We start from the raw sequence: 13,475 nt of genomic DNA on the forward strand, positions 1-13,475 counted from the left end.
GGACGGGCACGTGAGACAGCGGGGATGGGCACGGCGGCTGGCCGGATACGCCTGGCGGTATCCGAAGGACGTCGTCCTGGCCCTGGGGTCCAGCCTCGCCGGCATGGCCGTCATGGCGCTCGTGCCGCTGATCACGAAGGTGATCATCGACGACGTCATCGGTGACCACAGCCGGGACATGGCCCCCTGGGCCGGTCTTCTCATCGCCTCCGCCGTGCTGGTGTACGTCCTCACCTACATCCGCCGCTACTACGGCGGGCGTCTCGCCCTCGACGTCCAGCACGACCTGCGGACCGAGATGTACGGGACGATCACGCGGCTGGACGGGCGGCGGCAGGACGAGCTGTCGACCGGGCAGGTCGTGGGGCGGGCCACCAGCGATCTCCAGCTGATCCAGGGGCTTCTCTTCATGTTGCCGATGACCATCGGCAACTTCGCCCTGTTCCTGATCTCCCTGGTCGTCATGGCCTGGCTGTCCATCCCGCTGACCCTGGTCGCCCTCGCGGTCGCGCCCGCCCTGGCCTGGATCGCGAAACGCTCCCGCAGCAAGCTGCACCCGGCCACCTGGTACGCCCAGGCCCAGGCCGCCGCCGTCGCCGGGGTGGTCGACGGCGCGGTGGGCGGCGTACGCGTGGTCAAGGGGTTCGGGCAGGAGGAGCAGGAGACCGGGAAGCTGAGGGAGGTCGGGCGGCGGCTCTTCGCGGGGCGGCTGCGGACCATCCGGTTCAACAGCAAGTACACGCCGGCGCTCCAGGCCGTCCCCGCTCTCGGGCAGGTCGCCATGCTGGCGCTGGGCGGCTGGCTGGCCGTGCGCGGGCACATCACCCTCGGTACCTTCGTCGCCTTCTCCACCTATCTCGCCCAGCTCGTCGGGCCGGTGCGCATGCTCGCCATGGTCCTCACCGTGGCCCAGCAGGCGCGGGCCGGTACGGAGAGGGTCCTGGAGCTGATCGACACCGAGCCGTCGATGAAGGACGGGCCCAAGGAGCTGCCCGCCGACGCCCCGGCCACCGTCGAGTTCGACGACGTGTCCTTCGGATACGAGGGCGCCCCCGGCAAGACCAGCCCGGTTCTCGACGGCCTCTCCTTCGAGATCCGGCCCGGTGAGACCCTCGCCGTCGTCGGCTCCTCCGGCTCCGGCAAGTCCACCGTCTCCCTCCTCCTGCCGCGCTTCTACGACGTCACCCACGGTGCCGTCCTCATCGGCGGCCACGACGTCCGCGAGCTGACCCTCGACTCGCTGCGGGCCGCGATCGGGCTCGTCCCCGAGGACTCGTTCCTCTTCTCGGACACCGTGCGCAACAACATCGCGTACGGCCGCCCCGAGGCGACCCGGGAACAGATCGAGGAGGCCGCCCGCGCCGCCCAGGCGGACCGCTTCATCAGTGAGCTGCCCGAGGGCTACGACACCAAGGTCGGCGAACACGGCCTCACCCTCTCCGGCGGCCAGCGCCAGCGCGTCGCGCTCGCCCGCGCCATCCTCACCGACCCCCGCCTCCTCGTCCTCGACGACGCCACCTCCGCCGTGGACGCCCGCGTCGAGCACGAGATCCACGAGGCGCTCAAGCAGGTCATGGAGGGGCGGACCACGCTGCTCATCGCGCACCGCCGCTCCACCCTCAACCTCGCCGACCGCATCGCCGTCCTCGACCAGGGCCGGCTCGCCGACCTCGGCACCCACGCCGAGCTGGAGAAGCGGTCCGCCCTCTATCGGCGCCTGCTCACCGACCCCGACGAGCTCGGCGGCGTCTCACCCGGTCACGCCCAGCCCCTCGCCCCGGCCGAGGACACCTCCGTACGCGACGAACTGGACGCCGAGTTCGACGCCGAGCGCGGCCTCACCCCGCGGCTGTGGACCGGCGACCGGGAGCCGAAGGACGCCGCGCTCTCCGGCACCCCGGCCACGCCCGAGCTGCTCGCCCAGGTGGAGGCGCTGCCCCCGGCGACCGACACCCCGGACATCGACGAGGCGCGGGCGGTCACGCCCGAGGAGTCGTACGGGCTCCGGCGCCTGCTGCGCGGGTTCGGCGCCCCCCTCCTCATCAGCCTCGGGCTCGTCGCCGTGGACGCCGGCATGGGGCTGCTGCTGCCGATCCTGATCCGGCACGGCATCGACAGCGGCGTCGGCGAGATGGCGCTCGGCGCGGTGTGGGCGGCCTCGCTGCTCGGGCTGCTCACCGTGGCGGTGCAATGGGCCGCGCAGATCGGTGAGACGCGGATGACCGGGCGGACCGGCGAGCGGGTGCTGTACTCGCTGCGGCTCAAGATCTTCGCGCAGCTCCAGCGGCTCGGACTCGACTACTACGAGCGCGAGTTGACCGGCCGGATCATGACGCGGATGACCACGGACGTCGACGCGCTCTCGACCTTCCTCCAGACCGGGCTCGTCACCGCTTTCGTCTCCGTCGTCACCTTCTTCGGCATCATGGGCGCCCTGCTCGTCCTCGACGTGCGGCTGGCCCTGGTCGTCTTCGTGACGCTGCCGCCGCTGATCGTCGCGACGTTCTTCTTCCGCCGGGCGAGCGTGAAGGCGTACGAACTCGCCCGTGAGCGCGTCTCGGTGGTCAACGCCGACCTTCAGGAGTCCGTCGCCGGGCTCAGGATCGTGCAGGCCTTCCGGCGCGAGCGGGACGGCGGGGCGCGGTTCGCGGAGCGCAGCGACAGTTACCGGCAGGCCCGTATCCGGGGGCAGTGGCTGATCTCGGTCTACTTCCCCTTCGTGCAGCTGCTGTCGTCGGTCGCCGCCGCGGCCGTCCTCGTCGCGGGCGCCGGGCGGATCGACGACGCGACCCTCACCACCGGCGCGCTGGTCGCGTATCTCCTCTACATCGACCTGTTCTTCGCGCCCGTGCAGCAGCTCTCCCAGGTCTTCGACGGCTACCAGCAGGCCACCGTCTCCCTTGGCCGCATCCAGGAACTGCTCCAGGAGCCGACGTCGACGAAGGCGGCGGACGAGCCGCTTGAGGTCCTCTCCCTCCGAGGCGAGGTCGCCTTCGAGGGCGTCCACTTCGCGTACCGCTCCGCCGAAGAGGCAGAAGGGGAGGAGGCCATCGGCGGGATCGACCTGCGCATCCCGGCCGGGCAGACCGTCGCGTTCGTCGGCGAGACCGGCGCCGGCAAGTCGACCGTGGTGAAGCTGGTGGCGCGGTTCTACGACCCGACCGGCGGCCGGGTCACGGTCGACGGCACGGATCTGCGGGCCCTCGACCTCACCTCGTACCGGCACCGGCTCGGTGTCGTCCCGCAGGAGGCGTACCTCTTCCAGGGCACCGTCCGCGACGCCATCGCCTACGGCCGCCCCGAGGCCACCGACGCCGAGGTGGAGGCGGCGGCCCGCGCGGTCGGCGCGCACGAGATGATCGCCACCCTCGACGGCGGCTACCTCCACGAGGTCGCCGAACGCGGCCGCAACCTCTCGGCCGGCCAGCGCCAGCTGATCGCGCTGGCCCGCGCGGAACTCGTCGACCCCGACATCCTGCTCCTCGACGAGGCGACGGCCGCCCTCGACCTGGCCACCGAGGCCCAGGTCAACCAGGCCACCGACCGCCTCGCGGGCCGCCGCACGACCCTCGTCGTCGCCCACCGGCTGACGACCGCGGCGCGCGCGGACCGGGTGGTCGTGATGGATCACGGGCGCGTCGCCGAGGACGGGACGCACGACGAGCTGATCGAACGCGATGGCCTCTACGCCACGTTGTGGCGGACGTTCGTGGGGGAGGACGAGCCGGTGGTCGCGTGATGGCCTGATCTCGTGACGGTCGTGCAACCATCCGACATACGTCGTGCGTCCGTACACCAGTACGCTCATCGCCGGGGTACGGGAGGGACCACAGTGGACCGAGGGACTGGTGCGATACGGCGGCGGGCCGCGGTCGTGCTCGCCGCGCTGACCGCTTCCGGGCTGCTCGCGGTCGCGGTGCCGGGCCAGGCGCAGGCGTTCTCGGCGGACTCCTGCGAGGGCCGGAAGATCCGCACGTTCACGTTCTCCACCGGCGCCGTCAAGCTCTACAAGGACGGCGGCTGGCTCTGCGCGATGACGTTCCCGAAGAGCGGCGGCGCCAAGCGCACCATGATGGTCAGCATCCAGGCGCGCGGCTTCGGGGCCGTCGTCGACAAGGGCAAGTACGCCCATCACGCCGGGCCGGTGCGGACGTACGCCGGCACCCGCAAGGTGTGGATCAAGGGCCAGGTGGGCCGGGGGGCCTACGAGTCCAGCAGCTGGAAGCGGTACTGACCGGCCGACTCCGGCGCGCGGCGCGCACCGGAGCCGGCCTCCGTGTCAGGGACGCAGCGTGGGCTCCCGCTCCACGTCACGCACGTCCAGCTTCCGGTCGAACGTCGCGAGCGGCTTCGCCTCCGCGACCGCGGTGGCCGACAGGCCCGCCCAGTCGAGGATGCGGGCCGTCGCGAAGGCCTTCTGGTCGGCGACCAGACCGGCCACGTTCGCGCCGTGGTTCATGCCGGGGGCGGTGAGGACGTAGGAGTCCTTCGCGCCCTTGTCGACCCGGAACCGCTCGCCGCCCCACGGGTCGTTCTGGCCGTAGACATAGAGCATGTGCCGGGCGTTGTGCCGGATCCAGGTGTCGACGTCCCGCATCGCGTACGGCTGGAACTTCGTCGGGATGTCGCGCGGGACGAAGTTGCGCGGCGGCTGGTAGCCGTAGCGGACGTACTTCTTCTCGATGTACGGGAAGTGGATGGTCGGGGCGCCGAGTTGGGTGGCCGCCTGGTAGTAGTACGGCGTGTACGGCGTGAGGCCCTGGTCGGTGTAGAAGGAGAACCCGGAGACCGTGTCGATCGAGTTCCAGATCTGGTCGTCGGTCGCGGTCTTCGCGTCCGGCGGGATCAGCTCGTCGTCGGCGCAGTTGGCCAGCAGGTTGTACTGCCAGAAGCCCCACACGTAGTCGAGGACGACCGCCTCGTACGCCCGGTCGAGGCTGCCGATGGTGTCGAAGGTGAAGCCCTCCGCCTCGGCGTAGGCCGCGTACTTCTTCTCCAGCGGCTCCCGGCGCACCAGCGCCTCGCGCTGCACGGCGTTGAGCCGGTCACGGCACTCCTTGGTGCCGACGGACGCGAAGAAGCGGTCGTAGGCCGAGTCCTCGTCGTTGACGACGTCGTTCGGGGCCACGTAGGCCACCACGCCGTCCATGTCCTTCGGGTAGAAGCGCTCGTAGTAGGTGGCGGTCATGCCGCCCTTCGAACCGCCGGTGGCGATCCAGTTCTTCGCGTAGATCTTCTTCAGCGCCTTGAAGATCCGGTGCTGGTCACTGGCCGCCTGCCAGATGTCCAGCTTGCTCCAGTCGGCCGGGTCGGGCCGGGACGGCGTGAAGAAGCGGTACTCCATGGAGACCTGGTTGCCGTCCACGATCTGGGTCGGCTCGCGGCGGCTCGGTGTCGTCGAGACGTTGTAGCCGCCGGTGTAGAACACCGTCGGGCGGCTCACGTCCTTGTGCAGCACGGTGATCCGCTGCTGGAAGGTGCCCTTGGACGGGTGCCGGTGGTCCACCGGCTGGGTGTAGTTGAGAACGAAGTAGCGGTACCCGGTGTACGGCTTCTCCTCGATCAGGCTCATGCCCGGTATGGAGAGCAGTTGCTCCTTGATATCGGTGGTGGTGGCCTCCGGCTCGGCGGCGGTGGCCGCCCCTGCCGTGCTCAACGTGCCTATGAGCACCGTGAGCGCCAGCAGCCATCTGAGCGCCTTGCGCATGCACCCTCCCCTGTGAGACAGATGTGCGAGCGGAAGCTATCGGAGCAACTCCCGTGTGCACCAGGGGAGATCAGGAAAAGGTGGATCAGGACAGGTCAGAGCGGCCGGGCGCAGCCGACCGGTTCCTGGCCACCGAGCTGGACGTACAGAGCCGTGGACAGCGGGCACCGGCTGCGTTTGCCGACGGCCTTGGTCACCTTGAACTCCGGCTTCTTCGCGCCCTTCCCGTCGCAGGCGGTCTCGCGGACCTGGCCGTCGCCGGAGCTGTAGACGCAGTCCCCGACGATGGTGCGCGGCCCGCCCCCGCCGCCCGGGTCGCCGGGGTGCGGGGCGGTGAGGTTGCGCATACAGGCGTAGCCCTGCGGGACCTCCCCGTCGCCGTCCTCGTCGGCGGTCCTGGCCTGTTCGCTGATGTGCAGCACGAAGTCGGTGGTCCCCGGGCAGAGCGGACCGTCCTCGGTCGTGCCGTCGAAGCGCGCCACGACCCGCGCCGCCGCCCGCTCACCGGCGCAGGGCACCTCGGTGAAGCTGGTGGTGCCGAAGGAGCTGCACTCGTCGACGCCGAGGAACACCGTCCCGTACCCCGAGGGCCGGGTCGGTGTCACCTCGTTGCTGATCCGGCCGTCGCTCTCCGTGCCGTCGTCCGGGGTGCCCTGGCACCCGGTGAGCAGGGCCGCGAGCAGCGCAGCCAGCAGTGCGCACACCGCCCCCACCGACCATCTCTCGCGCATCGCATCCCCCCGGACACCCCGGACCAGCGTGACCCGCCGTGGCGGGCACACGCCAGACGTGCGGGGTGCTTTGCGCCCTTTGGCGGGCGTGCGCCGGGGGCGTGGCGTACCCGCGCTACGCCGGATACGAGAGTCCGTACCCGATCGGATAGAGCACCTTCGCCGGATCGTCCGCCTTCTGCACCGGCACCGGCAGCTTCCCGCGCGGCGCCACCGCACCCGCGATCACCCGCGCGGCGGCCCGCAGTTCGACGTCGGTCCATGAGTACGACGCCAGGTAGGCCGGGACGCCGGGCAGTTGGGCCACGTCGTACGGATTGCGGATCGCGAGCGCGACCACCGGCCTCCCGGTCGCCACCAGCTGCTCGACGAGCGTCTTCTGGGCGGCGCTCAGGTTGTACGTCCCCACGACGACCGCGTCCGCTTCCTGCGCTGCCGCGACCGCCCTGGCGATGGTGGCGGCGGCGGGTGCCGTACCCGTCGACAGGGCCGTGGCCGTGAAGCCGAGCTCGGTGAACGCGGTCGCGAGGACCCCGGTGGGCGGCCCGGTGGTCCCGGACGGGGAGGCCGGATCGGCGCCGCACACCAGGAGCCTGCGGGGCGACAGGGGCAGCAGACCGCCTTTGTTGACCAGCAGGGTCGTCGTCCGCTCGGCGATCCGGTCGGCCTCGGCGAGGTGCGCCGGGACGCCCACGGTGCGGGTGACGCCCGCCTGGCTGACGTAGGGCTCCTTGAACAGCCCCAGCTTCGCCTTCAGCCGCAGTACCCGCAGGAGCGACTCGTCGAGCCGCGCCTCGGTCAGCTCTCCGCCCTGGACGGCCTTCAGCACGGCGTTCCAGGCGACGTCGAGATCCGGCGGGTTGAGGAGCTGGTCCACCCCGGCCTTCAGGGCGAGCACGGGGACGCGGTCGTCGCCGTACTTCGTGCGGACGCCCTCCATGCCGAGGGAGTCGGTGACGATCACCCCGTCGTAGCCCAGTTCCTCGCGCAGGATGCCGTTCAGGATCGGGCGGGAGAGGGTGGCCGGGTCGCCGGAGTCGTCGAGGGCCGGGACCATGAGGTGCGCGGTCATGATCGAGTCGATGCCGGCGGCGATCGCGGCCCGGAACGACGGCGCGTCCAGCCGCTCCCACTGCTCGCGGGTGTGGGTGATGACGGGGAAGCCGTAGTGGCTGTCGACGGCGGTGTCGCCGTGTCCGGGGAAGTGCTTGGCGGTGGCGGCGACCTGCCGGGAGTGCTGGTACCCGGCGACCTCGGCGGCGACGAGCCCGGCCACCGCGTGCGGGTCGGCGCCGAAGGAACGGACGCCGATGACCGGGTTGGCGGGGTTGACGTTGACGTCGGCGACGGGGGAGTAGTTCTGCCGGATGCCGAGGGCCCGCAGCTCCCGCCCCGCGATACGGCCGAGGGTGCGGGCGTCCTTGCGCGAGCCGCCCGCGCCGATCGCCATCGCGCCCGGGAAGAGCGTGGCGGGCTCGCCGACCCGGCAGACGATGCCGTGCTCCTGGTCGGTGGAGATCAGGACGGGCAGACCCCGGGGCTGGGTGAGGGACGCCTTCTGGATGCCGTTGGAGAGGTCGGCGATCTGGTGCGGGTCGCGGGTGTTGTGCGCCCAGGTGAAGTAAATGACGCCGCCCACGCGGTACTTGGCGATGAGCTCGGCGGCCGTGCGAACGCCGATCTCCTTGAGGTTGGCGTCGATGTCGGCCTGGTCGGGGGTGGTGGCGGAGTGGCCGTAGACCCGCATCACGAAGAGCTGGCCGACCTTCTCCGGCAGGGTCATACGGGAGATGAGGGAGCGGAGCTTCTTGTCGTCCGCGTAGGCGGGGCCGGACATGGCGAGGGTGGCGGCGACTCCCGCGGTGGCGGCTAGGACGGTACGTCTGGAGGGCACGTGCGCTCCTTCCGGAGGTGATCCGCTGAAGGAAACTTCCGAGGAGTCACCAATATCCGGGAAGTTTCTGCCAGTCAAGGGAGTGCACAGTAACCCGCGATGGGCCCCGGGCCCGGCAATGAGGGCCGTCATCGGCGCTGTTGGAGGGGGGCGCGCCGATGACGGCGTGCTGTCGGCCGCGGTACGGCGGAGAGGGTAGGTCAGCGTTCGCAGCCAGCAGCGAGGCCGACACCGCACCGCGGTGACTCTCCGACAGCTCGCGCATTGGACGAGCGGAGCTGGGGCGGGGTTCCCGGCTCGGGCCCGAATCCCGCAAGTTGGGGCCGCGGGGTTCAGCGGGGCGGGTGGGACGCCGTCTCGGGCCAGTGGTGCTGGAGGGTGCGTACGGTCTCCGTGATCGACGGGCGGCCCGCCGCGCCGGTGCGCCAGAGGGCGTACAGCCGCCGTACCGGCGTCGGGTCGAGCTCCACCTCGACGACTCCGGCCGGGAGGGGGCCGCGGCCGAGACGGGGGATGAGACAGATGCCGAGGCCGGCGGCGACGAGCGCGACGAGGGTGGGGTTCTCGTCGGCCTGGTGGATGATCTCCGGCTCGTGCCCCGCGCTCCGCAGGGTGCGCACCAGCCAGTCGTGGCAGACCCGGCCCGGCGGCTGGCACACCCAGCGCTCCCCGCCGAGGTCCTCGCGCCGCACCCGCCTGCGCTCGGCGAAGGGGTGGCCCTCCGGTACGAGCAGCGTGCACCGGTCCTCGCCGATCGCCGCCTGCTCCACGCCGGGCGGCACCGGCAGCGGGGAGATGTCCCAGTCGTGCACGACGGCCAGGTCCAGCGCGCCCCGTGCGACCAGCCCGACCGACAGATGCGGGTCGATCTCGCAGAGCCGGACGTCGAGGGCGGGATGCCGGTGGGCGAGGTCGGCCAGCACGCCGGGCAGCAGCCCACGGGCCGCCGAGGCGAACGCGGCCACCGTCAGCCGTCCCGCCGGGGTGTTGCGGCGTCGCTCGATCCCGGTCTCGGCCCGTTCGACGATCGCCAGCAACTGCTCGGCGGTGTCGACGAGTTGCAGCGCCTCGGCGGTGAGCCGGACCCCGCGCCCCTCCCGTTCCAGGAGCACCGTCCTGGTCTCCCGCTCCAGCTTGGCGATCTGCTGGGACACGGCGGAGGGTGTGTAGCCGAGGGCGGCGGCGGCCGCGCCGACGGTGCCGTGCACGGAGACGGCGTGCAGGGCGCGCAGGCGTTGCAGATCGAGCATCTCGCAGCCTCTTTTCATTAGCGACGCTTCATCCGACCATGCAGCAATCATCGCTGGTGCTACATGGTCGAGGCGAGTGATCCTCGACGCATGCGTCCCGCCCACATCGCCCTCGCCGTCCTTGTCGCCGCCGTCTGGGGCGTGAACTTCACCGTCATCGAGATCGGCCTCGACCACTTCCCGCCCCTGCTCTTCTCCGCCCTGCGCTTCCTGGCGGCGGCCCTTCCCGCGGTGTTCTTCGTGGGCCGGCCGAAGGTGGCCTGGAAGTGGATCATCGGGGTCGGCCTGGTGCTGGGGGTCGCGAAGTTCGGCCTGCTGTTCGTCGCGATGGACGCGGGCATGCCGGCCGGGCTGTCCTCCCTGGTGCTCCAGATCCAGGCGGTGTTCACGGCGGTGATCGCGTTCGCGGTCCTGGGCGAACGCCCCTCGGGCATCAGGATGCTGGGCATGGCGGTGGCCCTGGCCGGCATCGCCGTCGCCGCCGTCGACGAGGGCACCTCGGGCCCCCTCGGCGCCTTCGCCCTGTGCGTCGCGGCGGCGGCCTGCTGGGGCGCGTCCAACGTCCTCACCCGCAAGGCGGCGCCCCCCGACGCCCTCAACTTCATGGTGTGGGTGAGCACGGTCCCGGTCCTCCCCCTCCTCGCCCTGTCCCTGCTGACAGAGGGCCCGACCCGGGACTACGACGCCCTGCGCGCCCTCGACTGGCAGGGCGCCGGCACGGTCGTCTACGTCGCCTGGATCACGACGGTCCTCGGCTTCGGAGCCTGGGGCCGGCTCCTCCGCCACCACCCGGCCTCCACGGTCGCCCCCTTCTCGTTGCTGGTCCCCGTCTTCGGCATGTCCTCGGCGGCCCTGTTCCTGGGCGAGGAGGTGAGCGGACTGCGCTGGTGCGCGGCGGCACTCCTGGTGGGCGGCGTGGCACTGGCCTCGGTGACGCCCGGGCGAAGGGCGCGGGTCCATCCCGTGGACGTCCCGGCGCCACAGGCGTCCGGCGTCCGATCATGAGGCCATGCCCACGGTCGACATCCCCGGTTCCAAGTCCATCACCGCCCGCGCCCTCTTCCTGGCGGCGGCGGCCGACGGTGTCACGACGCTCACGCGACCGCTCCGGTCCGACGACACGGAGGGGTTCGCCGAGGGGCTGGTCCGGCTCGGCTATCGGGTCGGGCGTACCCCGGACGCCTGGCAGGTCGACGGCCGGCCGGAGGGCCCCGCGGTGACGGAGGCCGACGTCTACTGCCGGGACGGCGCCACGACCGCCCGTTTCCTGCCGACGCTGGCCGCCGCGGGCCACGGCACCTTCCGCTTCGACGCCTCGGAGCAGATGCGCCGCCGCCCCCTCCTGCCCCTGTCCCGCGCCCTGCGCGACCTGGGCGTGGACCTGCGGCACGAGGGGGCCGACGGCCACCATCCGCTCACCGTGCGGGCGTCCGGTGTCGAGGGCGGCGAGGTGGTGCTGGACGCGGGTCAGTCGTCCCAGTACCTGACGGCCCTGCTTCTGCTGGGTCCGCTGACGCGGAAGGGCCTGCGGATCCGGGTGACGGACCTGGTCTCCGTCCCGTACGTGGAGATCACGATCGCGATGATGCGGGCGTTCGGGGTCGAGGTCGGCCGGGAGGGGAACGTCTTCGTCGTCCCGCCGGGCGGCTACCGGGCGACGACGTACCCGATCGAGCCCGACGCCTCCACCGCCAGCTACTTCTTCGCCGCGGCGGCCGTCACGCCGGGCGCCGAGGTCACCGTCCCCGGCCTCGGGACGGGCGCGCTCCAGGGCGACCTGGGTTTCGTGGAGGTCCTGCGGCGGATGGGCGCGGACGTGTCGGTCGGCGATTCCGGGACGACGGTCCGCGGTACCGGCCGGCTGCGCGGCCTCACCGTCAACATGCGGGACATCTCCGACACGATGCCGACCCTCGCGGCCATCGCCCCCTTCGCCGACGGCCCGGTCCGGATCGAGGACGTGGCGAACACGCGCGTCAAGGAGTGCGACCGCCTGGAGGCCAGCGCGGAGAACCTGCGGAGGCTGGGCGCGGAGGTCGCGGTCGGCCCGGACTGGATCGAGATCCAGCCGGGTCCGCCCGGGACGGGCGCGCAGATCACGACGCACGGCGACCACCGCATCGTCATGTCCTTCGCGGTCACCGGCCTGCGCGTGCCCGGTATTTCGTTCGACGACCCCGGATGCGTCCGGAAGACTTTCCCCGGTTTCCACGGGGCGTTCGCCGAACTGCGAAAGGACATCGGGCAGTGAGCTTCACGCTGGAGGGGCCGCTTCTGGAGGGCGAGCTGGTGCGCCTGGAGCCGCTGGCGCACCGGCACGCCGCCGGTCTGGCGGAGGCGGCCGAGGAGGACCGGGACACCTACGCGTTCACCTGGGTGCCGCGCGCCGACGAGGTTTTGGGGTACATCGACGCCCAGCTCGGCCGGGCGGCGGACGGCAGGCTCGCACCGTACGCGCAGATCTCGACGGCGACCGGACGCGTGGTCGGCACCACCTCCTTCTGGGAGCCGCGCAGTTGGCGTTCGGCGGACCGGCTCGACGCCATCGAGATCGGCTTCAGCTGGCTGGCCCGCTCCGCGCAGGGCACGGGCGTGAACGCCGAGTCCAAGTACCTCCTCTTCCGGCATGCCTTCGAGGAGTGGGACGTCTCCCGCGTCGACCTGAAGACCGACGCCCGCAACGCACGCTCCCACGCCGCGATCGCGAGCGTCGGGGCCCGCTTCGAGGGTGTCCTGCGCAACTGGTCGCGCTCCTGGGCGCCGGGGGAGGAAGGGCGGCTGCGCGACTCGGCGATCTTCTCGATCACGGCGGAGGAATGGCCGGAGATCCGGCCGCGGCTGGCGGAGCGGGTGGGACGGTTCGTGGCCCACCGGGCGGGCGGAGAGCCCGCGCGCTGAGCCCGGAGACGGTTCAGCGGTGCGGGCCCGAACCGGTCTGCACGGTGACCGACTCCCCGGCCGCGCGCCGCAGTTCCTCGCGTACGACAGTGAGCACCGGGTCGTCCTCCGAGCCCGTGCGCACGGCCGCGAAGACGTTGCGGGACGGTGGCTCGCCCTCGGTCGTCACGGTGGCCAGCCGACGGCTCGCGTACAACGGCCGTACCAGGCGCGGGATCAGCGCCACCCCCGCGCCCGCCTCGACCAGCGCGGCCACCGCCGCCCAGTCGTTCACGGCGTGCCGGATGTCCGGGGTGAACCCCGCGGTGGCGCACACGGAACGCGCCACCGCCCCCACACAACTGCGCGGATGGCCCACGATCCAGGCATCGGCGGCCAGTTCGCGCAGCGGGACGCCCTCGGCGCGCCCCGCCAGCCGGTGGTCCTTGGGCACGACCAGGTCCATGACGTCGGTGAGCAGGTCGATCCGGCTGTAGCGGCGGTCCGTGTGCGGGGGGCCCGCCGCGAAGTCCACCGCCACCGCGATGTCCACCTGTCCGCCGTCCAGCGCGGTGAACAGGTCCGGCGGCTCGGCCTCGACGACGTCGACGCGGACGTCCGGCATCCGCGCACCCAGCGCCCCCAGGGCCGCCGGCAGCAGACCGAGGATGCCGCTGGAGAAGCAGCCGATCGTCACCGAGCCGCGCCCGCCCTCGCCGTACGCCGCCAAGTCGGCGCGGGCGCGCTCCAGTTGGGCGGCGATCAGGTCGGCGTGTGCCAGCAGGACCCGGGCCTGGCCGGTGAGCCGTACGCCCCGGCCATCCCGTTCGGTCAGCGGCGCGCCCACCTCGCGGGCCAGCGCGGCGATCTGCTGGGAGACCGCGGAGGGGGTGAGATGGAGGGCCTCGGCGGTGCGTGCCAGGCTGCCCCGGCGCTGGAGTTCCCGCAGGACGGTCAGACGGCGCAGGTCGACGGTGAAGGTCTCGCTTACCGGTTCCATCAAGAAAGATTAACTG

Annotated in this window: 10 protein-coding genes; 5 read left to right on the forward strand and 5 right to left on the reverse strand. The window is 72.0% G+C overall.

Going from position 1 to position 13,475, the window contains the following annotated elements; all coding sequences use genetic code 11:
• The first annotated feature begins 10 nt into the window (after positions 1–10).
• Together ACIHIX_RS31060 and ACIHIX_RS31065 are read left to right on the forward strand one after the other, a co-directional pair.
• Positions 11–3,739 carry an ABC transporter ATP-binding protein gene (locus ACIHIX_RS31060; RefSeq protein ID WP_399961911.1) on the forward strand — a complete coding sequence of 1,243 codons (3,729 nt, stop codon included), beginning with the start codon at positions 11–13 and terminating at the stop codon, positions 3,737–3,739.
• Between the two features lie 93 nt (positions 3,740–3,832).
• A complete protein-coding gene (locus ACIHIX_RS31065) occupies positions 3,833–4,234 on the forward strand; it encodes a hypothetical protein (RefSeq protein ID WP_399961913.1) in 402 nt (133 codons plus the stop codon).
• A gap of 45 nt (positions 4,235–4,279) precedes the next feature.
• Here ACIHIX_RS31065 and ACIHIX_RS31070 read toward each other — a convergent pair whose 3' ends face one another.
• The 4 genes from ACIHIX_RS31070 to ACIHIX_RS31085 all read right to left on the reverse strand — a co-directional run bounded on the left by ACIHIX_RS31070 (position 4,280) and on the right by ACIHIX_RS31085 (position 9,582).
• A complete protein-coding gene (locus ACIHIX_RS31070) occupies positions 4,280–5,707 on the reverse strand; it encodes a S28 family serine protease (protein WP_399961915.1) in 1,428 nt (475 codons plus the stop codon).
• A gap of 95 nt (positions 5,708–5,802) precedes the next feature.
• Positions 5,803–6,438 carry a hypothetical protein gene (locus ACIHIX_RS31075; RefSeq protein ID WP_399961917.1) on the reverse strand — a complete coding sequence of 212 codons (636 nt, stop codon included), beginning with the start codon at positions 6,436–6,438 and terminating at the stop codon, positions 5,803–5,805.
• Between the two features lie 115 nt (positions 6,439–6,553).
• Positions 6,554–8,332: a glycoside hydrolase family 3 N-terminal domain-containing protein gene (locus tag ACIHIX_RS31080; RefSeq protein WP_399961919.1), complete on the reverse strand. Its 1,779-nt coding sequence runs from the start codon at positions 8,330–8,332 to the stop codon at positions 6,554–6,556.
• A gap of 332 nt (positions 8,333–8,664) precedes the next feature.
• A complete protein-coding gene (locus tag ACIHIX_RS31085; RefSeq protein WP_399961921.1) occupies positions 8,665–9,582 on the reverse strand; it encodes a LysR family transcriptional regulator in 918 nt (305 codons plus the stop codon).
• 90 nt (positions 9,583–9,672) lie between these two features.
• On the opposite strand from ACIHIX_RS31085, the gene ACIHIX_RS31090 reads away from it, so the two are divergent.
• From ACIHIX_RS31090 to ACIHIX_RS31100, 3 genes are read left to right on the forward strand one after another with little or no spacing between them, the layout of a single operon-like run.
• Positions 9,673–10,587, forward strand: a complete 915-nt coding sequence (locus ACIHIX_RS31090) for an EamA family transporter (protein WP_399961923.1) — start codon at positions 9,673–9,675, stop codon at positions 10,585–10,587.
• A 4-nt stretch (positions 10,588–10,591) separates the two neighbouring features.
• Complete coding sequence (gene aroA / locus ACIHIX_RS31095) at positions 10,592–11,833, forward strand: 3-phosphoshikimate 1-carboxyvinyltransferase (RefSeq protein ID WP_399961925.1); 1,242 nt, start codon at positions 10,592–10,594, stop codon at positions 11,831–11,833.
• Positions 11,830–12,480 carry a GNAT family N-acetyltransferase gene (locus tag ACIHIX_RS31100; RefSeq protein ID WP_399961928.1) on the forward strand — a complete coding sequence of 217 codons (651 nt, stop codon included), beginning with the start codon at positions 11,830–11,832 and terminating at the stop codon, positions 12,478–12,480. Before aroA ends, ACIHIX_RS31100 begins: the two co-directional genes overlap by 4 nt.
• 13 nt (positions 12,481–12,493) lie before the next feature.
• Here the strand turns inward: ACIHIX_RS31100 and ACIHIX_RS31105 are convergent, their stop codons facing one another.
• Positions 12,494–13,459 (reverse strand): LysR family transcriptional regulator, encoded by a 966-nt coding sequence (locus ACIHIX_RS31105; RefSeq protein ID WP_399961930.1) that lies wholly within the window; start codon positions 13,457–13,459, stop codon positions 12,494–12,496.
• Positions 13,460–13,475: the final 16 nt, after the last annotated feature.

Origin of the sequence: Streptomyces sp. NPDC051913, from assembly GCF_044593635.1 — a bacterium.
GTDB lineage: Bacteria > Actinomycetota > Actinomycetes > Streptomycetales > Streptomycetaceae > Streptomyces.